Source organism: Bordetella pertussis 18323 (assembly GCF_000306945.1).
Classification (GTDB): Bacteria; Pseudomonadota; Gammaproteobacteria; order Burkholderiales; family Burkholderiaceae_B; genus Bordetella; species Bordetella pertussis.
In genome coordinates, this window is sequence record NC_018518.1 from 3,638,253 (window position 1) to 3,657,884 (window position 19,632).

At 66.0% G+C, this 19,632-nt stretch carries 24 protein-coding genes, 1 tRNA gene and 2 pseudogenes; 12 read left to right on the forward strand and 15 right to left on the reverse strand.

What is annotated here, in order from left to right:
- Positions 1–94: 94 nt before the first annotated feature.
- From BN118_RS17190 to BN118_RS17200, 3 genes are all read right to left on the reverse strand, one after another.
- A complete protein-coding gene (locus tag BN118_RS17190) occupies positions 95–1,012 on the reverse strand; it encodes a DUF4880 domain-containing protein (RefSeq protein WP_010929756.1) in 918 nt (305 codons plus the stop codon).
- Positions 1,013–1,047: 35 nt separating this feature from the next.
- Positions 1,048–1,557, reverse strand: a complete 510-nt coding sequence (locus BN118_RS17195) for a sigma-70 family RNA polymerase sigma factor (protein ID WP_003815434.1) — start codon at positions 1,555–1,557, stop codon at positions 1,048–1,050.
- A 173-nt stretch (positions 1,558–1,730) separates the two neighbouring features.
- Positions 1,731–1,901, reverse strand: coding sequence for a hypothetical protein (locus BN118_RS17200; RefSeq protein ID WP_010929757.1), 171 nt, complete (start codon positions 1,899–1,901; stop codon positions 1,731–1,733).
- A 334-nt stretch (positions 1,902–2,235) separates the two neighbouring features.
- Here BN118_RS17200 and BN118_RS17205 point away from each other — a divergent pair, with 334 nt between their 5' ends.
- The 4 genes from BN118_RS17205 to BN118_RS17220 are packed head-to-tail and all read left to right on the forward strand — an operon-like array spanning position 2,236 to position 4,121.
- On the forward strand, positions 2,236–2,553 hold the full coding sequence (locus tag BN118_RS17205) for a 2Fe-2S iron-sulfur cluster-binding protein (RefSeq protein WP_003815429.1): 318 nt from the start codon (positions 2,236–2,238) through the stop codon (positions 2,551–2,553).
- A 1-nt stretch (position 2,554) separates the two neighbouring features.
- Complete coding sequence (locus BN118_RS17210; protein WP_004567880.1) at positions 2,555–2,854, forward strand: hypothetical protein; 300 nt, start codon at positions 2,555–2,557, stop codon at positions 2,852–2,854.
- Between the two features lie 18 nt (positions 2,855–2,872).
- Positions 2,873–3,178: a 2Fe-2S iron-sulfur cluster-binding protein gene (locus BN118_RS17215; protein WP_003815425.1), complete on the forward strand. Its 306-nt coding sequence runs from the start codon at positions 2,873–2,875 to the stop codon at positions 3,176–3,178.
- A gap of 10 nt (positions 3,179–3,188) precedes the next feature.
- On the forward strand, positions 3,189–4,121 hold the full coding sequence (locus BN118_RS17220; protein ID WP_010929758.1) for an ornithine cyclodeaminase family protein: 933 nt from the start codon (positions 3,189–3,191) through the stop codon (positions 4,119–4,121).
- On the opposite strand, the gene BN118_RS17225 is transcribed toward BN118_RS17220, so the two are convergent.
- Positions 4,118–5,068 (reverse strand): IS481-like element IS481 family transposase, encoded by a 951-nt coding sequence (locus tag BN118_RS17225; RefSeq protein WP_010930179.1) that lies wholly within the window; start codon positions 5,066–5,068, stop codon positions 4,118–4,120. The two genes, BN118_RS17220 and BN118_RS17225, sit on opposite strands and share 4 nt — an antisense overlap.
- A 74-nt stretch (positions 5,069–5,142) precedes the next feature.
- On the opposite strand from BN118_RS17225, the gene BN118_RS17230 reads away from it, so the two are divergent.
- Positions 5,143–6,087: an IS481 family transposase gene (locus tag BN118_RS17230; RefSeq protein ID WP_039251062.1), complete on the forward strand. Its 945-nt coding sequence runs from the start codon at positions 5,143–5,145 to the stop codon at positions 6,085–6,087.
- On the opposite strand, the gene BN118_RS19715 is transcribed toward BN118_RS17230, so the two are convergent.
- From BN118_RS19715 to BN118_RS20940, 5 genes are all read right to left on the reverse strand, one after another.
- Positions 6,067–6,243 carry a nuclear transport factor 2 family protein gene (locus BN118_RS19715; RefSeq protein ID WP_227914948.1) on the reverse strand — a complete coding sequence of 59 codons (177 nt, stop codon included), beginning with the start codon at positions 6,241–6,243 and terminating at the stop codon, positions 6,067–6,069. The two genes, BN118_RS17230 and BN118_RS19715, sit on opposite strands and share 21 nt — an antisense overlap.
- Positions 6,244–6,300: 57 nt before the next feature.
- On the reverse strand, positions 6,301–7,380 hold the full coding sequence (locus BN118_RS19720; protein ID WP_227914947.1) for an aromatic ring-hydroxylating oxygenase subunit alpha: 1,080 nt from the start codon (positions 7,378–7,380) through the stop codon (positions 6,301–6,303).
- 74 nt (positions 7,381–7,454) lie between these two features.
- Entirely contained in the window at positions 7,455–8,405 is a 951-nt protein-coding gene (locus BN118_RS17240) for an IS481-like element IS481 family transposase (protein ID WP_010930048.1), read from the reverse strand.
- A gap of 166 nt (positions 8,406–8,571) precedes the next feature.
- Entirely contained in the window at positions 8,572–9,162 is a 591-nt protein-coding gene (locus BN118_RS19725) for an IclR family transcriptional regulator (protein ID WP_227745256.1), read from the reverse strand.
- A gap of 60 nt (positions 9,163–9,222) precedes the next feature.
- Positions 9,223–9,369, reverse strand: coding sequence for a helix-turn-helix domain-containing protein (locus tag BN118_RS20940; RefSeq protein WP_227914946.1), 147 nt, complete (start codon positions 9,367–9,369; stop codon positions 9,223–9,225).
- A 297-nt stretch (positions 9,370–9,666) separates the two neighbouring features.
- Between BN118_RS20940 and BN118_RS19730 the strand changes: the two are divergent.
- Positions 9,667–9,900: pseudogene (locus BN118_RS19730) on the forward strand (DUF1348 family protein); the annotation flags it as partial.
- 165 nt (positions 9,901–10,065) lie between these two features.
- On the opposite strand, the gene BN118_RS17245 reads toward BN118_RS19730, so the two are convergent.
- The 5 genes and pseudogenes from BN118_RS17245 to BN118_RS17265 form a co-directional block, all read right to left on the reverse strand.
- A tRNA-Gly gene (locus tag BN118_RS17245) sits at positions 10,066–10,139 on the reverse strand.
- 97 nt (positions 10,140–10,236) lie between these two features.
- Complete coding sequence (locus BN118_RS17250; protein WP_014906071.1) at positions 10,237–11,064, reverse strand: Bug family tripartite tricarboxylate transporter substrate binding protein; 828 nt, start codon at positions 11,062–11,064, stop codon at positions 10,237–10,239.
- 47 nt (positions 11,065–11,111) lie between these two features.
- A complete protein-coding gene (locus BN118_RS17255; RefSeq protein ID WP_010931596.1) occupies positions 11,112–12,059 on the reverse strand; it encodes a hydroxymethylglutaryl-CoA lyase in 948 nt (315 codons plus the stop codon).
- A pseudogene (locus BN118_RS17260) lies at positions 12,056–13,251 on the reverse strand (CaiB/BaiF CoA transferase family protein). The gene BN118_RS17255 and the pseudogene BN118_RS17260 overlap by 4 nt, the downstream one beginning before the upstream one ends.
- A gap of 115 nt (positions 13,252–13,366) precedes the next feature.
- The gene (locus BN118_RS17265; RefSeq protein ID WP_010931595.1) at positions 13,367–14,266 is read right to left on the reverse strand and encodes a LysR family transcriptional regulator; all 900 of its coding nucleotides are present in this window, start codon (positions 14,264–14,266) and stop codon (positions 13,367–13,369) included.
- A gap of 93 nt (positions 14,267–14,359) precedes the next feature.
- Here BN118_RS17265 and trmB point away from each other — a divergent pair, with 93 nt between their 5' ends.
- The 4 genes from trmB (at position 14,360) to lysM (ending at position 16,844) form a co-directional block, all read left to right on the forward strand.
- Positions 14,360–15,124 carry a tRNA (guanosine(46)-N7)-methyltransferase TrmB gene (gene trmB, locus BN118_RS17270; RefSeq protein WP_010931594.1) on the forward strand — a complete coding sequence of 255 codons (765 nt, stop codon included), beginning with the start codon at positions 14,360–14,362 and terminating at the stop codon, positions 15,122–15,124.
- Positions 15,125–16,042, forward strand: a complete 918-nt coding sequence (gene pip, locus BN118_RS17275) for a prolyl aminopeptidase (protein WP_014906072.1) — start codon at positions 15,125–15,127, stop codon at positions 16,040–16,042. It begins immediately after the preceding gene.
- 10 nt (positions 16,043–16,052) lie between these two features.
- Positions 16,053–16,253 carry a sulfur carrier protein ThiS gene (thiS, locus tag BN118_RS17280; RefSeq protein WP_003807812.1) on the forward strand — a complete coding sequence of 67 codons (201 nt, stop codon included), beginning with the start codon at positions 16,053–16,055 and terminating at the stop codon, positions 16,251–16,253.
- Positions 16,254–16,394: 141 nt separating this feature from the next.
- On the forward strand, positions 16,395–16,844 hold the full coding sequence (gene lysM / locus BN118_RS17285; protein WP_041166227.1) for a peptidoglycan-binding protein LysM: 450 nt from the start codon (positions 16,395–16,397) through the stop codon (positions 16,842–16,844).
- A 125-nt stretch (positions 16,845–16,969) separates the two neighbouring features.
- On the opposite strand, the gene ffh is transcribed toward lysM, so the two are convergent.
- Entirely contained in the window at positions 16,970–18,379 is a 1,410-nt protein-coding gene (gene ffh, locus BN118_RS17290) for a signal recognition particle protein (protein WP_014906074.1), read from the reverse strand.
- A 105-nt stretch (positions 18,380–18,484) separates the two neighbouring features.
- Here ffh and BN118_RS17295 point away from each other — a divergent pair, with 105 nt between their 5' ends.
- Complete coding sequence (locus tag BN118_RS17295) at positions 18,485–19,327, forward strand: cytochrome C assembly family protein (RefSeq protein ID WP_010929606.1); 843 nt, start codon at positions 18,485–18,487, stop codon at positions 19,325–19,327.
- Between the two features lies 1 nt (position 19,328).
- Positions 19,329–19,580 (forward strand): PP0621 family protein, encoded by a 252-nt coding sequence (locus BN118_RS17300; RefSeq protein WP_003807805.1) that lies wholly within the window; start codon positions 19,329–19,331, stop codon positions 19,578–19,580.
- Positions 19,581–19,632 lie beyond the last annotated feature (52 nt).

Consider the following 19,632-nt stretch of genomic DNA (forward strand, 5'->3'; position numbering starts at 1 on the left):
TGTGCTGTCGATGACCACCGGCGCGTCGAAACCGGACAGGGAACAGGAATTTTTTTTGCCGAGGGACGTTCTGCGCTCATGGCTGGCCGCTTCTTCACGTCGTGGCGCCGGCGGGCCGGGGCCCGACGGTGATCCAGTACGGCGTTACATAGGACAGTTGCACCGGCAGCAGCGCCGGCAGGGCGCGCAGGATGTCGTCGGTGTGGGCCAGCTGGAACACGCCGGACAGACGCAGCCCGGCCACCCTGGGGTCGCAGCGCAGCGTACCCGGGCGGTAGCGGCTCAGTTCGCGCAGGAAGCGGTCCAGGCGCATGGCATCGGCGCGCAGCACGCCGCGCAGCCAGTCCGGCGAGCCATCCAGCGTTTGCGCCGCGCCCTGCAGGGCGCCGTCGTGCCACGCGATGCGTTGTCCGGCCGCAACCGAGTGGGTGCGGTTGTCGGCGCCCTGCCAGAAGGCCAGCCCGGCCACCACGCCGAGCAGGCCGTCGGCATCGTCCTGGCGCAGCCAGAGGTGCGCCGCCTGCGTGCGGATCATGCCGCCGCGGGTCAGCACGCGGCAGGGGCGGTCGGCTTCGAGGTAGATTTCGCCGCGGTGCAGGCGCAGGCTGAGCAAGCCGGAGCCGTCGTCCAGGCTGACGGCGGTGCCGGTATTCAGGCGCAACTGCGTGCCCGGGCCCAACGCCACCGTGCGGGTTTCGCCGGTGCCGGTGCGCAGGTCGGCCAGCCAGCCGCTGTTCCGGGCGCCCCGCAGCGCGGCCCAGGCGGCCGGCGGCGCCGCCAGCAGTGCGACCAAGGATTTCAGCATCGCGCGGCGGTCCCGCGCGCGGCCCAGGGCGGCCTGGCCCACGGCCGGCGGGATGCGGTCGAACATGCTCGTCAGCCGGCGGGCGCGCTGCCAGGCGCGTTCGTGCTCGGCATGGCTGGCGCGCCAGTGGTCGCAGGCCTGGATTTCGTCGGCGCTGGCCTGGCCGGAGCCCAGCCGCACGAGCCAGCGGGCGGCCTCGCGCGCCACCCGGCGCTCGATCGGCGCGTCGTCGCCGGGCGGATTCAGGGGGCCAGCAGGATGCATTGCTCGTAGCCCTGCGCGATGTAGCGCTGCACGGTGCGTACCGATACCTGCAGGCGCCGGGCGATGTCCGCATATGGCAGGCGTTCCAGCTGGGCCAGCAGGAACGCCTGGCGCACTTTCGGGGCCAGGCTGTGCAGAAAGGCATCGATCTGGTCCAGGGCTTCCAGGATCAGGGCGCGTTGTTCGGGCGAGGGGGCGTGCGCCGGCGGCAGGCTGGCCAGGGCCTCGAGGTAGGCCCGTTCGAGCGAGCGGCGCCGGTAGTGGTTGACGACCAGTCGGCCGGCGATGGTCAGCAGGTAGGCGCGCGGCTCGCGCAGCGTGGCGAGTTCGGCGCGGTGGCGCAGCACGCGCACGAAGGTGTCCTGCGCCAGGTCGGCGGCGTCGTAGGCATCATTCAGCTTCTTGCGCAGCCAGCTTTGCAGCCAGCCGTGATGTTCGCGGTACAGCGCGTGGACGGCGTCCTGGGGGGCGAGGGAGGTGAGGGGCACGGTAGGCAGGCGTGATGATAATGCAAACCACTATCATTTTAGATAAAAACCGCGCGCATGCAACCGGTGCCTGCCGGCGCGCCAGCGCCGACGGCCCGACGCCGGGCAGGCGCGGGCCAGGTCATGGCAGGGAAATGGGCCGGGGCGCCGGGCCAGGCCGGCCGGCCCGGCGCTCAGCGGGCGTCGAGCGCGGGCTCGTCGGAGCCGGGGCGGTTGGTGGTCTTGCGGCGCAGCGGGGCCAGCAGTTCGGCCAGCGTGAACGGAAACAGCGGGATCGTGCGGCGCAGTTCGGCGCGCTGGGCGAAGTGCGGCAGCAATTGCTGGCCGATACGGGCGTGTTGCATACGAGGCGTAACGGTTTTCATGGTTAGTACCTATTGCTTTATTTACCAAGCAATTGTACATCGAATACCGTTTCGATGCAGCCCTGGCCCGCTTTGTACAACAATGGCCGTGATTTTTGCCGTCTATATGCCTGATTCAATAGACTAATCAAGCAATTGGCGCGGTTTGCAGGCGCGCGATGCAGAACTGTCCGCCTATCGGTGAATTCCCTAGGTCGGCACAAACGGCATACGATATACAATGTTCATAACGGTCGCCGAGTATCGGCGCCGGCACGAGCCGGGCCGCCCATGGCGGCCCGGCATTCCAGGACATTGTGAGCGCGAACCGGCCATGCCTATCGTTGTATTCCACAAGGGCGACGAAACCTTTACCGATGAGGTGAAGGACAACACCAATCTGGTGGTGCGCGCCGGGATCAAGCAGTTTCCCTATCCGAACCTGCGCTACCAGTGCGGGATGGGCAAGTGCGCCACCTGCGCGTGCCGCATCCTCGCTGGCGGCGAACACCTGCCCGAGCCGAACTGGAAAGAGAAAAAGCAGCTGGGAGACCGGCTGGCCCAGGGCTACCGCCTGGCTTGCCAGCTGTGGATTACCCACGATATAGAGCTGCGCCAGGACGCGGCGGCGCCGGCCGGCGGCGGAGACTGATATGTACGTGATCCTGACCAACAAGCCGGGCCAGTTCCATACCGAGGCGGGGCCCGAGTTCGAGGTGGTGGAGGAGTACGACTACCTCTTCTATGGGCAGCGCAAGGCCATCTACCAGATCGCCGCCCTGCGCGGCGAGGCCAAGGTGGCCATCGTCGAGGAAGGGCCCGGCGCGGTGGTCAACCACGTGCCTTCCAAGTTCCTGGAGAAATTCGAATCGCTGCAGGGCGCGCGCGACGCGCTCACCGATCTGACGCGCTTTGGCAGCATGCAGGCCGAACTGGTTCGGCGCGACGCCTGAGCCGCCGACAACCCAATCGTGAACACCATGGTCGAAATCACCTTCATCACCAACGGCGGCAAGGTCGTCACCGCGCCCGAGAACAGCAATCTGCTGCGCGTTTCCCTCAAGGAGCAGGGCGGCATTCCCTTCAAGTGCGGCGGCGGGCTGTGCGGGACCTGCAAGTGCCTGATCGAATCGGGGCTGGAGCATACCGATGCCATCAAGCCCAAGGAGCGCCGGCACCTGACGCCGGAAGACTTCGAGCGCGGCTACCGCATGGCGTGCCAGACGTTCGTCAACGGCGACATCAAGGTGTCGTGGCAGAAACCCAAGCCCGTTTGAGGGAGCGCGCATGCTGCACATCGACGACGCAATGATCGAGGACGCGGTCACTCCGCAGGCCGCGCAGGAGGTGCTGCACGCCGCATTCCTGGACTTCGGCCGGGGCTCGGCCGCCATGCAGCGGCGCGTGCGCACCGAGGCCGGCGGCGTGAAGCTGTCGACCCTGGGCGCGGTGATTCCCGGCCAGGGCGTGGCCGGCGCCAAGGTGTACACCACGATCAAGGGGCAGTTCCAGTTCGTGATCCTGCTGTTTTCGGCCGCCGACGGCCGGCCGCTGGCGACGTGCGACGCAGGCACGCTGACGCGCAAGCGCACCGCGGCGTGCACGGTGCTGGCCGCCGGCGCGCTGGCCCGTCCGCGTTCCAGCGTGCTGGGGCTGTTCGGCGCCGGCACCCAGGGCGCCGAGCATGCGGCGCAGCTGAGCGCGCGCTTTGCCCTGGAGGCCATCCTGGTCCATGACCCGTATGCGTCGCCCGAGATCCTGGAGCGCATCGGCCGGCGCTGCGGCGTCCCGGCGCGCATGGCCGCGCCCGCCGACATTGCCGCGCAGGCCGATATCGTGGTGACCGCAACGCGCTCGACCACGCCGCTGTTTGCCGGGCAGGCATTGCGCGCGGGCGCGTTCGTGGGGGCGATCGGGTCCAGCCTGCCGCATACGCGGGAACTGGACGACGAGGCCTTGCGCCGCGCGCGGGCGGTCGTGGTGGAGTGGCGCGAGCAGACGCTGTCCGAAGCGGGCGACCTGGTGCTGGCCGCGCCGGATACCGGCCTGGACGCCAAAGTGGTCGAACTGGCCGATGTGCTGGCCGGGCGGGCGGCGGCGCGCCAGGCGGATGAAGATATCGTGATCTACAAGTCGGTGGGCGTGGGGCTGGAGGACGTGGCCCTGGCCGGGTACGCCTACCGCCGCCTGGCCGCCCAGCGCGGCTGGCCGGCGCCCTAGCTGTGAACTGTCAATAGGTTGTATTCGTCCAGGTTGAGTCTGGAGATGGGTACAGCGCGCCCGATGCCTTGGTGGGGTCGCTGCCAGTTGTAGTGGTGTAGCCAGGATTTCATGGCATCGGCTCGGTGTTGGGAGTTCTGGTAGGTGTGAGCGTAAGCCCACTCACGCAAGGCCGACTGGATGAAGCGTTCGGCCTTGCCATTGGTCTGTGGGCGGTAAGGTCGGGTAAAGCGGTGCTTGATGCCCAGCTCATGGCACAGCGCGGCGAAGGCGCGGCTGCGAAAGGCCGAGCCATTGTCGGTGAGCAAGCGCTGGATGGTCACGCCCAGGCGCTGGTAGTAGGCCACTGCGTCCTTGAGGAACTGGACGGCGCTGGGGAAGCGCTCGTCGGGGTGGATGTCGGTGAAGGCCACGCGGGCGTGGTCATCGATGGCCACGAAGACGAAGTCCCAGCCGGCCCCCTCAACGGTATCGCGTCGGTTGCCCGTGACCCGGTGGCCAGGGCGCTGGATACGTCCCAGCTTCTTGATGTCGATGTGCAGCAGATCGCCGGGGGCCTGATGCTCGTAGCGCACCACCGGCTCGGCCGGCTCCAGGTCGGCCAGGTGCGACAGACCGGCGCGGGCCAGGACGCGGCTGACGGTGCTGGCTGACACGCCCAGCGCCTGGGCGATGCGCGCTTGGGTCAGCCGCTTGCGGCGCAGCTCCACGATAGCCAGCGCCTTGGCCGGCGCAATCGCTCGGGGCGAGACCGTCGGGCGCGAGGACGCATCGGCCAAGCCCGCCTGGCCCTGAGCCAGGAAGCGGCCCAGCCATTTGCGCACAGTCGGCGCGGTGACCCCATAGGCGCGGGCCGCTTCAGGCACACAAACTTGATGGGCGATCAATTGCTGGACCATTTCGAGTCGACGTAGGAAGGTCAATCGGGCATGCTTATGGGTGTTCATCCGGCCGGGCTCCTTGAGTGAACTGGGGGATCGGCGATTTCCAGTTTCTCAAATCCGGTTCGGATGAACCATGCATACAACCTATTGAATCTTCACACCTAGGTCGAGCCCTTCTTGTTAACAGGGTGATGCAACAGAACTGGACGATGAGGCAGGCCAGCCAGGCGGCAGGGGTGAGCCTGCGCACCGGTTACAAGTGGCTTGCCCGCTTCCGAAGCGAAGGTCTGGACGGCCTGCTTGACCGCAGTTCTCGCCCGCACCGCAGCCCGAAGGCCTGTGCGCCCGAGCAGGTTGAGCACTTCGCCCAGCAGCGCCGCCAGCGTCTGCCGCTGTGGCGCATCGCGCGTGAAGCCGGCCGCAGCCTGGCCACCGTGGCGCGGTATATGGAACGCATCGGCCTGAGTCGACTCGCCTCGTTGGAGCCGCCGGCGCCGGTGCGCCGCTATGAACGCGCCAGCCCAGGCGAGCTGCTGCACATCGACACCAAGCGGCTGGGCCGCATCCGGGGCGTGGGCCATCGCATCACCGGCGATCGGGCCCAGAACCGCAACCGCGGCATTGGCTGGGACGCTGTGCACCTGGCCATCGATGACTTCTCGCGCGTGTCCTTTGCTCGCATCCTCGACGATGAAGGCGGCGATCAGTGCGCTGAGTTCCTGCGCCAAGCCACCGCCTACTACGCCAGTCTGGGCGTGCGCATCGACCGCGTGATGACCGACAACGGCAGCGGCTACGTCTCCAGGACCTTTCGGGCGGTGTGCGTGGAGCTGGGAATCCGTCACATCCGCACCCGCCCCTACACCCCCAAGACCAACGGCAAGGCCGAGCGCCTCGTGCAGACCTGCTTACGGGAGTGGGCATACGCCAGGCCCTACACGAGCTCAGCCGAACGACAGGCTGCCTTGCAGCCCTTCATTGACCGCTACAACTGGCATCGACCCCACCAAGGCATCGGGCGCGCTGTACCCATCTCCAGACTCAACCTGGACGAATACAACCTATTGACAGTTCACATCTAGCCAGACCATCTCCTTGCCCAATTCCGGGCTGAACGCGCTTACCTGGTAATGAAAGTCAGCGTCGCACAACGACAGAAAATCTTCGTATAACTCTTCGTCCAGCTTTTCCGATAGCAGATAGAGAAAATCACCAATCTCTTCGCGATAATCGCTCATTAATCACAACCCCAGATCGTTAAAATTTACGGAAACTTATAAAGGAAAATAGACGAATCAACCCAAGGGATTGCTGGCTGGCTTGCCCATCATGCGTCCCCAGACTCGATAATAGGCGCGCATGATTTCATCGTCCTGGGCCTTGAGCCCTTCATGCCGAGCGAATAATCCCCACTTGGATGCTTCGCGGCGATGCGTTTCCGAAACGGTTTCAACGAAAATGACGTCTTCGGCCAGATTTCTTCCTAATGGGCCCCATATTTCGTTGTGATGCTTGACTCGCACCTTGCGATCTTGCTCTGACTCACCGAGAATTCCCAAACCGCGCTGCTCAAGCAAGGTGATACCTGGCGCAATTGGCGTGCTTGTATCTATACGGATCGCTGTCGCCCGCACCAGAATGGTTGTGTTGGGGAAGAGATCAACCATACGCAATTCGCCGGGCCCCAAGCCAGGTAAAAGATGACCGCTTCGAGTTTCCCAACCCTTGTAGTTGTCATACGAAACCTCCATGGGATCCAGTGTTCCGTGACCGTTCTCGTGGATGCACCAGGTACGGTTGTGATAGCCATCGGCAGCGATAGCAGTGGATCTGTTCACGATGTGCCCCCATTCGTGATATAGCTCCATGTTCGTTTCATGCCATTGCTTCCAATTGGCGTTCATCGTGACCTGGTGATGATGGAAGACCTCCAGGGGCTTGGTTGTCATCACCTCTTCCAAGCAATCCATGACATTTCCAACGTGCTGATCAAAATCGTCAGCATCGTCATCTAGATTAATAAAGAGCATGCCAAATTTGTTATGGCATCGGATCCGGCGAAGCCCTTGCTCGCCCTTACAAACACCCGACTGGGCATAACCGTCTTCGCGCGTAATCTCAATGCATCGCCCCTTATCGTCAAATGTCCACAGATGAAAGAAGCAAGCCAGATTCTTCGCATTACCGCGAACATCCGTGACCAGCTTGGATCCTCGATGCGGACAGGCGTTAACAAAGGCACGTACGCTGCCATCCTCACCCCGGATAACGAAGACGGGAATGCCCGCGTGATTCAATGCTCGATAGTCGCCGAGATTAGGAATTTCGCTTTCATGACATGCAAATTTCCAGGTCTTTGCGAAAATATTCTTCAACTCGTCGTCAAATATCTGCTGCGACGTGTAGATGTCGACATCAACATAATGGTCATCGGGGAGGTCCGGGCGAGCTAACTGTGAACTGTCAATAGGTTGTATTCGTCCAGGTTGAGTCTGGAGATGGGTACAGCGCGCCCGATGCCTTGGTGGGGTCGATGCCAGTTGTAGTGGTGTAGCCAGGATTTCATGGCATCGGCTCGGTGTTGGGAGTTCTGGTAGGTGTGAGCGTAAGCCCACTCACGCAAGGCCGACTGGATGAAGCGTTCGGCCTTGCCATTGGTCTGTGGGCGGTAAGGTCGGGTAAAGCGGTGCTTGATGCCCAGCTCATGGCACAGCGCGGCGAAGGCGCGGCTGCGAAAGGCCGAGCCATTGTCGGTGAGCAAGCGCTGGATGGTCACGCCCAGGCGCTGGTAGTAGGCCACTGCGTCCTTGAGGAACTGGACGGCGCTGGGGAAGCGCTCGTCGGGGTGGATGTCGGTGAAGGCCACGCGGGCGTGGTCATCGATGGCCACGAAGACGAAGTCCCAGCCGGCCCCCTCAACGGTATCGCGTCGGTTGCCCGTGACCCGGTGGCCAGGGCGCTGGATACGTCCCAGCTTCTTGATGTCGATGTGCAGCAGATCGCCGGGGGCCTGATGCTCGTAGCGCACCACCGGCTCGGCCGGCTCCAGGTCGGCCAGGTGCGACAGACCGGCGCGGGCCAGGACGCGGCTGACGGTGCTGGCTGACACGCCCAGCGCCTGGGCGATGCGCGCTTGGGTCAGCCGCTTGCGGCGCAGCTCCACGATAGCCAGCGCCTTGGCCGGCGCAATCGCTCGGGGCGAGACCGTCGGGCGCGAGGACGCATCGGCCAAGCCCGCCTGGCCCTGAGCCAGGAAGCGGCCCAGCCATTTGCGCACAGTCGGCGCGGTGACCCCATAGGCGCGGGCCGCTTCAGACACACAAACTTGATGGGCGATCAATTGCTGGACCATTTCGAGTCGACGTAGGAAGGTCAATCGGGCATGCTTATGGGTGTTCATCCGGCCGGGCTCCTTGAGTGAACTGGGGGGGTGGCGATTTCCAGTTTCTCAAATCCGGTTCGGATGAACCATGCATACAACCTATTGAATCTTCACAGCTAACCATTGCTGGGAGGATCTGGACATTCTAAGTTTCCTTCAAATAGGAGCGAATATTGATGAAATATCAAAAGAGCCAGTCATGAAGCAGTTTCAGCGAACCGGAAACGGTCTGAATGCTTTTCACGCAGCGCAACATTTCTTCAATCAGGAATGCTTCACGACTCTCATTTAGCGATGCACTGTCTACCGTTAATGTGATGCAACCCACGGTTTTCCCGAGTACCACCACCGGATAGCCGAAAGCAGACACGCCCTCATAGCCCTCATTCTTGGAAACACAATAGTGTTGTCTCCGGATGGCCTGAATTTCCGCCACCATCTCTTCATACGTCGTAATGGTGGAAGGCGTGTGGGCCTGGTAAGGCTCATGGCCGATTAAATCGACCCAATTATTCTCAGGAACCGTGCTGAGCAGCAGTTTTCCAGATGCGGATCCGTGCGTTGGGCTTCTCAGCCACGTCTGGTAGTTAGGACTCAAAAGCCGTTGACCGATTACAAAATCCTGCACCAGCCGTTCGTATCCAATAAACAGCACAAACGCGGAAGTTTCCCCAGTTCGCTCACGCAGCTCTTCGATTGCCGATCGACACGCCAGCCGCACCAGGGTAATCGGGTGCTGGAAACTCAGTGATGCCAAGACTTGGGGGGCGGCCAAATAACGCTTACCTCGAGGCTCCCGTACAACCTGACCAAGCTTTGTCAGTGTCCCCAACAGTCAGTGCACGGTACTGGGTCCTAGCGCTAACTCGTGTGCGAGCTCTGCCAGGCTCATTGGACCTGGCGCATCCAATAAGACACGGATGATCAGGAGGCCTCGCTCCAGGGAGCCCACTGCACTTTCTTTCTCATTTTGTTCAGACATTTTTTACAATTCCGTATATCGGAATAAATATTCCAACATTAGAAAAAAGTATGCCAGTTTTAGCGATGGCAGTCACATCCGGGTTATCCCTGGATATGCAAAATCGCGATATTCGGCGGAATTTCGCCCTGAAAATCGGGCAGTTGAGGGCTAGGAGGGTTCAGGCGAAACGAGCCCAGAGAGGACATCGCCATGAAACAGTCAACGTTCACGCAAGCGCGGATGGCGTTCGACACCACGGCGCCACTCGAGGAGGTCTGCCGCAAGATGGGCATGTTCGAAGCGGCGTTCTATGCGTGGCTGCATGAAGGCAACCGGATCGCAGTTCGTTATGCGTATGAGTGGCACGACGATGCGGGGAATTGGTTCCGGTCGTACGGGAACGAGAACTGGGAATTCGAGGCTAACGCCCTCATGCACCGTCGCTCGGCATGCATCAACGACATGCCTATCCAAGAATCGGAGCGGAAGTTCCACTGGCCGCTTGGTCGTGGACCCGACGGCCATCCCGGACTATCTGACCTCGGTCTGCAGGGAAAAACTTCGGGCTGCAGCGCGGTGAGTTCACCGAGGCGCCCACGCTCGCCAGCGGCACACATGGCCCACGATTCACCGACCCAACCAAAGTGGGCGGTCCGCTTTCGGATCACACTTGGACTTACATCTCAAAGTGACAAGATGGATGTGAGCCGTAATTGGAGCGGGTGATGGGAATCGAACCCACGCTTGAGGCTTGGGAAGCCGCCGTTCTACCATTGAACTACACCCGCTCTGGATGCCGCCGGCCCGCAAGGGGCCGGGGAAGTTGCGCATTATAGCGCCCAGCGGCGCCGCGCGCACGCGCGGCGGGCGGGCGATCGCGCAGCCTCAGTTGGCGCTGATATGGGCGGCCTTGACGACCTTGCCCCAGCGGTCCAGTTCTTCCTGGGTGTAGGCGCCCAGTTGCTTCGGATCCATGTAACGCGCCTCGGCGCCCTGCTCGGCGGCTTTCTGGCGAAAGGCCTCGGTGGCCATGATTTTCCGGATTTCGCCCGACAGCTTCTCGACGATGGCGGGCGGGGTGCCAGCCGGGGCGTACATGGCGAACCACGACGAGACGATGAGGTCGGGGTAGCCGGCTTCGGCGGCGGTGGGCACGTCGGGCAGGCTGGGCAGGCGCTTGTCGCCGGTGACGGCCAGGGCGCGCAGCTTGCCGGCGGCGATGTGGCCCAGCAGCGGCGGCGGGGTGGTGATGGTGAGGTCGACGGCGCCGCCAAGCAGGTCGTTCAAGGCCGGCCCGGTTCCCTTGTAGGGAATGTGGGTGATCTGGATGCCGGCCATCTGGTTGAGCAGTTCGGTGGCCACCTGCTGCAGCGAACCGTTGCCGGAGGAGGCGTAGTTCAGCTTGCCCGGGTTGGCCTTGGCGTAGTCGACCAGGTCCTTGAGGGTCTTGATGGGCAGGTCGGGCCGCACGACGACGACTTGCGGGGCCGAGAGCACGTTGGCGACGGGCGCGAAGTCCTTGATGGGGTCCCAGCCGAGGTTGCTGGAGACGTGCGGAGTGATGGCCTGGAAGCCCGAGTATTGCAGCAGCAGGGTGTAGCCGTCGGGCTGGGCGCGCGCGACCATCTGGCCGGCGATGCCGCCGGAGGCGCCGGCGGCCAGGGTGGCGGCCAGGGCGGCGCCGCGCAGCAGGCGTAGCTTGGCAAGGTGCATGGTGGGTCTCCTGTTTGTTATGGGTACTGAGGTGACGATGGCCGCCGTCAGGCGGCCGGGAAACGCTCGGCCAGCCAGGCCGGCGGCTGGTGGGTGGCCAGGCGTGGGCCGGCCGCCAGCAAGGGGTTGGTCAGGGCGCGCTGCACCAGGCCGGGCAGGCCGTGCACGATGTCGAGCAGGGGCGCCAGCGCGACGCCGGTGGCCACGCCCATGCACGCGAACATGTGGACGATTTCCTCGGTGTTGACGTTGCCGCTGGCGCCGGGCGCGTAGGGGCAGCCGCCCAGGCCGCCGGCGGCGGCGTCAAAGCGCGTGACGCCGGTCTGCCAGGCGGCCACGGCGTTGACCAGGGCCATGCCGCGCGTGTTGTGCAGGTGCACGGTCAGCGCGGCGCCGGGCAAGGCGCGCTGGAAGGTCTCGCACAGCTGCGCGACCTGGGTGGGATAGGCCATGCCGGTGGTGTCGCACAGGGTGATGCCCTGGGCGCCGGCGTCGGCCAGCCGGCGCGCCAGCCGCATGACGTCGCCGGCGGGCACGTCGCCGTCGAAGGGACAGCCGAAGGCCGTGGACAGCGAGACGTTGCACGGCACGCCGGCCTCGCCGGCGCGGCGCAGGATGGCGGCCAGCTCGTCGAAGGACTGGTCGCGCGTCATGCGCAGGTTGGCGCGGTTGTGGGTTTCGCTGCACGACATGACGAGGTTCATCTCGTCGGTGCCGGCTTCCAGCGCGCGTTCCAGCCCGCGGATGTTGGGGATGAGCGCGGTGTAGACGACGCCGGGCCGGCGCGCGATGCGGCGCATGACGTCCTGGGCGTCGGCCAGGGCCGGAATGGCCTTGGGCGAGGTGAAGCTGGTGACTTCGATGCGCGCGAAGCCGCAGGCCGACAGGGCGTCGACAAAGGCGACTTTGTCGTCGGTGGCGACCAGGGCGCGCTCGATCTGCAGGCCGTCGCGCGGGCCGACTTCGTTGATTTCGATGCGTGGCGGGCCTTTCATGCGATCACTCCACGGGCGCGCAAGCCGGCGCGCGCCGCGTCGTCGAGGCCGGCCTCCTCCAGCACGGCGTCGGTGTGCTCGCCCAGCAGCGGGGCGCGCTCGCGGATGGCGCCGGGGTTGTCGGACAGGCAGGGAAAGACCGCCGGCATGTCGACGTCGATGCCGCTGGCCGCGCGCAGCCGGGCGATGGCGCCGCGGGCCTGGTAGTGCGGGTCTTGCGCGATATCGGCCACGCTGTAGATGCGCCCGGCCGGCACGCCGGCCGCGCGCATGGCCTCGAGCACGCTCTGCCGATGTCGCGCTGGGCGGTCCAGGCGCCGATGGCGGCATCCAGCTCGTGGGCGCGGCGCGCGCGGCCGTCGTTGTGCGCGAGCTCGGGGTCGTCGCCCAGGTCGGTGCGCTCGATGCGCTGCATGAGGCGCTGGAAGATGGCGTCGCCGTTGCCGGCGATGAGCACGTAGCCGTCGCGGCACGGATAGGCGTTGGACGGGGCGATGCCCGGCAGCGCGGCGCCGGCCGGCTCGCGCACGGCGCCGAACACGGAGTACTCGGGCAACAGGCTCTCGCTCAGGTTGAAGATGCTCTCGTAGAGCGCGGCGTCGATGACCTGCCCTTGCCCGCCGCGCGCATCGCGCTGGTACAGGGCCAGCAGCACCCCCATGGCGCCGTGCAGGCCGGCAATGGTGTCGCCCAGCGACAGGCCGGCGCGCACCGGTGCGCGGCCGGGCTCGCCGTTGAGATAGCGCAGCCCCGCCATGGCTTCGCCGATGGCGGCAAAGCCGGGCTCCTGCGCCTTGGGGCCGGTCTGGCCGTAGCCCGAGATGCGCAGCATGATCAGACGCGGGTTGAGGGCGTGCAGCGCCTCCCACGACAGGCCCCATTTCTCCATGGTGCCGGGGCGGAAGTTCTCGATCAGCACGTCGGCCTGGGCGGCCAGCTGGCGCGCCAGGTCCTGGCCCTCGGGCTGGCGCAGGTCCACGCACACGGATTGCTTGTTGCGCGACTGCGCTTCCCACCAGACCGAAGTGCCTTCATGCAGCAGGCGCCACTTGCGCAGCGGGTCGCCCTGCCCGGGCGGCTCGATCTTGATGACCTGCGCGCCGAAGTCGGCCAGCGTCTTGGCGGCAAAGGGCCCCGCGATCAGTTGCCCGAGCTCCAGCACCCGTATGCCGGCCAGTATCTGCCCCGCCATGTCGTCTCCGTATTCGTGACTTGATATGGAGAAGCAGTGTGCGGGCAATCGCCGCGCGGCAGGTATGGGCAAATGGGCAAGGGGGCTTTCGTGGATGGAGAAGGCCGGCGGCGCCTCAGGCCGCTCCTTCGGCCAGGCTGCGCACCAGCAGCCGCGCGGCCACGGGCAGGCTGTCGAGGTCGCGCACGCCCAGCAGCAGCCAGCGCTGGGCCCAGTCGTCGGCCAGCGGTATCAGCCGCACCTGCATCGAGCGCGCGTGCGGCTCGGCGGCGATGCGCGGCAGGATGCCGACGCCGCCGGTGGCCACCACCATGCGGCAGATCGCGTCGAAGCTGCGCACCTGGATGCGCAGCCGGATGCGCTTGTCGAGCCGGGCGCTCTCGTCGGCCAGGCGGGTGGCCAGCGAGGTGGCGGGCGGCAGCCCGACGTAGTCGCAGTCCAGCGTATCGGCAAACGCCACCTGCGCGCGGGCGGCCAGCGGGTGGCGCGGCGGCGTGATCAGCACCAGTTCGTCCAGCCGGTACGGCACGGTGGTCAGCCCGGCGGCGGGCGTGCGGTCGGCGAAGATGCCGACGTCGGCGCGGTTCTCGGCCACGGCGGTGACGATGTCGCTGCTGTTCTGCTCTTCGAGGTGGATGCGCACCGCCGGATGGCGCTGCATGAAGCCGGCCAGGTCTTCGGGCAGGAACTGGGTGATCGACGAGGTATTGGCGGCGATGCGCACCTGGCCGCGCACGCCCTGGGCGAAGTCGGACAGCACGCCGGCCATGTGCTCGACCTCCTGCAGCACCCGCACGGCGTGCGCCAGGCAGGCCTGGCCGGCGTCGGTCAGCTCGACGCCGGCCGCGGTGCGATACAAGAGCGGCGTGCCCAGCGCGCTCTCCAGGTCGGAAATGCGCTTGCTGGCCGCGCCCACCGCCAGGTGCGACTGGCGGGCGCCGGCCGAGATGCTGCCCTGGCGCGCCACCGCGACAAACAGCGCCAACGTGACCAGATCGAAGCGGGCTGGGTTCATGGATGGGGTGTCGTGACAGATACGCAGTGATGAACTATACCTGTAGCCAGCGGCCCGCCCGGCCGGGGTCACGGCCCTACTACAATTCAGCCTATGAATACGAACACCCCCGCCCATCCCCCCGAAGGCGCCCCGCTGAGCGAGGCCACCCAGGCCGCGCTGGCCAGCGCCGAGCACGCCCCCGACAGCCCGGGCGCCACCCATATCCGCAGCTTCGTGCACCGCCGCGGCCACATCACGCAGCGCCAGCGCGACGCGCTGGAGCAGCTGATGGGCAAATGGTCCGTGCCGTACGCGCCGCGCCCCCTGGACATGGCCGCCGCCTTCGGCCGCCAGGCGCCCACCATCCTGGAGATCGGTTTCGGCATGGGCGAGACCACCGAGAAAATCGCCCTGGCGCGCCCGGGCGACAATTTCCTGGGCGTGGAAGTCTTCAACGCCGGCGTGGGCTCGCTGCTGCACCGCATCGAGGAATCGGCCATCTCCAATCTGCGCATCGTCCAGCACGACGCGGTGGAAGTGGTGCGCGACATGATCGCGCCCGACTCGCTGGCCGGCGTGCACGTGTATTTTCCCGATCCGTGGCCTAAGAAGCGCCACCACAAGCGCCGCCTGCTGCAGCCGCCCTTCGTGGCGCTGCTGGCTAGCCGGCTGGCGCCGGGCGGCTACCTGCACTGCGCCACCGACTGGGAAGACTACGCCGTCCAGATGCTGGAAGTGCTGGGCGGCGAGCCGCTGCTGCGCAACACCGCCGACGGCTACGCGCCGCGCCCGGATTTTCGTCCGCAAACCAAGTTCGAGACGCGCGGCCTGCGCCTGGGCCACGGCGTCTGGGACCTGATGTTCAAGCGAGCCTGAATGCTCTACCCACCGATCGAACCCTATCGCCAGGGCACCCTGGATACCGGCGACGGCCACCAGGTCTATTGGGAGCTGTGCGGCAACCCGCAGGGCAAGCCGGCGGTATTCCTGCATGGCGGCCCGGGCAGCGGCTGCTCGCCGGTGCGCCGCCAGCTGTTCGACCAGCGCGGCTGCGGCCGCTCGCTGCCGCACGCCAGCCTGGAGAACAACACCACCTGGCACCTGGTGGCCGACATCGAGCACCTGCGCGCCGAAGTGATGGGCGCCGAGCGCTGGCTGGTGTTCGGCGGCTCGTGGGGCTCGACCCTGGCGCTGGCTTACGCGCAGGCCCACCCGCAGCATGTCAGCGAACTGGTGGTGCGCGGGATTTTCGGGCTGCGGCGCGCCGAAGTGCAGTGGTTCTACCAGGAAGGCGCGTCGTGGCTGTTTCCCGACCGCTGGGAAGAATACGTGGCGCCCATCCCGCCCGAAGAGCGCGGCGACCTGATCGCGGCCTACCACAGGCGCCTGACCGGCGACGATCCGGCCGAACAATTGCGCGCGGCCAAGGCCTGGAGCCGCTGGGAAGACCACACCATTACCCTGCTGCCCAGCCCGCGCTACCAGCAAAGCCATGCGGTCGACCGCGCGGCGCTGGCCTTCGCCCGCATCGAGAACCACTACTTCGTGCACGCCGGCTTCATGGAAGAAGGCCAGCTGATCCGCGATGCGCACAAGCTGCACGGCATACCCGGCACCATCGTGCAGGGCCGCTACGACGTGTGCACGCCGGCGCGCATCGCCTGGGACCTGCACCGCGCCTGGCCGCAGGCGCAGTTCCACCTGATTCCGGACGCGGGCCACGCGTTCGACGAACCCGGCATCCTGGCCCGGCTGATCCAGGCTACCGATACTTACGCAGCCAACCCCGCTTGAGGAGATTCGTATGCACATCACATTGAACGGCGAGGCACGCGAGTTCCCTCTGCAGACCACCGTCGTCGAACTGCTGGAAACCCTGGGCTACCAGGGCAAGCGCGTGGCGGTCGAGCGCAACGGCGAAATCGTGCCCAAAAGCAAACATGGCGATACCCTGCTGGACGATGGCGACCAGATCGAAATCGTCGTGGCGGTGGGTGGCGGCTAAATCGCGAGGCCGCCCATCCGCGGGCGCCGCGGCGGCAGCATGAAGCTGCAAGACGTTACATCTTGCTGCATCACCCACGCCGCCGCTGCACCCATAATCGTTTTCGCGATCAATGCTTTTTTCAACGCACAAGGAAGAAAAATGGGCTTGCTCAACTTCATCAAGGAAGTCGGAGAGAAACTGTTCGGCGCCAGCGAAGCGAAGGCCGCGACCGCCGACGAGCTGAAAAAGGAATTGGACAAGCACGGGCTGTCGGCCGAAGGGCTGGACATCTCCGTCGATGGCGACAAGGTCACGGTCAAGGGCAGCGTGGCCTCGACCGAGGCGGCCGAGAAAATCGTGCTGGCCCTGGGCAACACCGTGGGCGTGGCGCAGGTGGACAACCAGCTGCAGACCGCGCAGGCCGCCCCCGCCGCCGTGATGTACACGGTACAGAAGGGCGACACCCTGTGGAAGATCGCCGAAGCCAACTACGGCAAGGGCAAGGGCGCCAAGTACCCGACGATTTTCGAGGCCAACAAGCCCATGCTCAGCGACCCGGACAAGATCTACCCGGGCCAGGTGCTGCGCATTCCGCCGCTTGCCGAGTAACAACCAGGACAGACCGGCAAACCCCGCAGCGTTTGCCGGTTTGTATCGGGGCGGCTATCCCCGCTTAGCCCCGATCGATTCGGCCAGACGCAAAGTCTGGCCGTTTTTTTACTGCGCGCTCGCCGCTAGCGCATGCCGCCAAAGCGGCCCAGGCCCTTCATGCCGCCCATGGCGCGCATCATCTTGGCCATGCCGCCTTTTTTCATCTGCTTCATCATGCCCTGCATCTGCTCGAACTGAGACAGCAGGCGGTTGACTTCCTGCACCGGCACGCCGGCGCCGGCGGCGATGCGGCGCTTGCGCGAGGCCTTGATCAACTCGGGCTTGGCGCGCTCGCCCGGCGTCATGGAGTTCAGGATGCCCTCGGTGCGGCGCAGCTGCTTCTCGGCCTGGCCGCCCTGCAGCTGGCCGGCTGCCTGCTGGAGCTGCGCGGGCAGCTTTTCCAGCAGCGAGCCCATGTCGCCCAGCTTCTTGACCTGGCCGAGTTGGTCGCGGAAGTCGTTCAAGTCGAACTTGTTGCCGGACTTGATCTTCGAGGCCAGCTTCTGCGCCTCGGCGATGTCGATGTTCTTCTGCGCCTGCTCGACCAGCGACACGATGTCGCCCATGCCCAGCACGCGCTGCGCCATGCGCTCGGGGTGGAACGGCTCGAGGCCGTCCAGCTTTTCGGAGACGCCGACGAACTTCAGCGGCTTGCCGGTGACGTGGCGCACCGACAGCGCCGCGCCGCCGCGCGCGTCGCCGTCCAGCTTGGTCAGCACCACGCCGGTCAGCGGCAGCGCGTCGCCAAAGGCCCGCGCGGTATTGACCGCGTCCTGGCCCTGCATCGCGTCGACCACGAACAGCGTCTCGATCGGCTTGACCAGGTCGTGCAGCGCGCGGATCTCGCGCATCATGGCCTCGTCGATGCCCAGCCGGCCCGCCGTGTCGACGATCAGCACGTCGTAGTGGTGGCGGCGCGCATGGTCGATCGCGTTGCGGGCGATGTCTTCCGGCTTCTGGCTAACGTCCGACGGCAGAAAATCCACCCCGACCTGGGCGGCCACGGTCTTCAGCTGCTCGATGGCGGCCGGGCGATACACGTCGGCGCTGACCACCAGCACCTTCTTCTTGCCCGTCTTGCGGCCGCCCTGGACGTGCTGCCCCTCGGACAGCCAGCGCGCCAGCTTGCCGGTGGTGGTGGTCTTGCCCGCGCCCTGCAGGCCGGCCATCAGGATGACCGCGGGCGGCTGGGTGGCCAGCGACAGCTCGCCGGCGTGCTCGCCCAGGTCGCCGCCCATCAGGCTGGTCAGCTCCTTGTGAACCACGCCCACCAGGGCCTGGCCGGGGCTGAGGCTGCCGGCCACTTCTTCGCCCAGGGCCTTTTCCTTGACGCGCGCCACGAAATCGCGCACCACGGGCAGCGCCACGTCGGCCTCCAGCAGCGCCATGCGCACTTCGCGCAGCATCTCCTGGGTGTTGGCCTCGGTCAGGCGGGCTTCGCCGCGCAGCGTCTTGACGACGCGCGACAGCCGTTGAGTCAGGTTATCGAGCATGAGAGGCGTTTCCGCTTACACTAGTTGATTGAACGAGGCCGCCTGGGCGCAGCTAGCCGCCGGCGGGCGACAAGCGCCCATGGCCCCATCCAGACAACGGTTTTTATGTCATCAGGCATTGTATTTCACGCCGTGGCCGCGCTGGCTTATGCGGTACTCGCAGGGTCGCTGTGGCGACGCCTGCAAGGCCGCGGCAGCGTGGATCAAGCAAGCAAGCTAACCCGAACCGGCCTGCTGGGCGCGCTGGCCCTGCACGGCGTGGCCCTGCAGCAAGCCATGCTGGGGACGCAACACCTGTACATCGGCTGGGCGCTGGCCCTGTCGGCCGCCGTATGGCTGGGCCTGGTCGTGTTCTGGCTGGAAAGCCTGCTGATCCGCATCGACGGCCTGCAGCTGCTGTTGCTGCCGGCAGCCGCTATCGTAACCGCAATAGCCGCGCTGTTCCCGCAGGCCCAGCTGGTGCCCCATGCCAACAACCCCTGGCTGCGCGCCCACCTGCTCATCGCGCTGGCCGCCTACGGCCTGATCACCATCGCCGCGCTGCACGCCATGCTGATGGCCCTGCTCGACCGCCACCTGCACCGCCCGCTGGATGCGCCGGCCGAGCGCAGCATCGTCGGCCGCGTGCTGGACGCCCAGCCGCCGCTGCTGGTGCAGGAGCGCCTGCTGTTTCGCGTCATCTGGATCGGCTTCGTGGTCCTGACCCTGGCGGTGGGCTCCGGCTCGGTCGCCTCCATCACCCTGACCGGCAAATTCCTGCCGTTCGACCACAAGACCATCTTCACGCTGCTGTCCTGGGCCACCTTCGGCGTGCTGCTGCTGGGCCGCCACATCTGCGGCTGGCGCGGCCGCGTCGCGCTGCGCTGGACCCTGACCGGCTTCGCGTTCCTGATCCTGGCCTACACCGGCAGCCGGTTCGTGCTGGAAGTCATTCTGCATCGAGGTTGAAGTGGGCAAGCTGATCTTCTGGTTCGTCGTCATTCTGGCCGTGCTGTTCATCGCGCGCCTGGCCGGCGCCCGCGCCGCCTCCAAGCGCGCCCCGCGCGCCGAGCCGCCCCGCCCCGCCCAGGACGCCGCCAGCCAGCCCATGGTGCGCTGCGCCCATTGCGGCGTGCACCTGCCGCGTTCCGAGGCCGTGCTGCTGGGCGGGCAGACCTGGTGCAGCAGCGACCACGCCCGCCGCGGCGCCGAGCGCGGCTGAACGGCGGCCGCCGCAAAACCCCACGGGCTGGAGGATCCGGCCCCATCCTGCA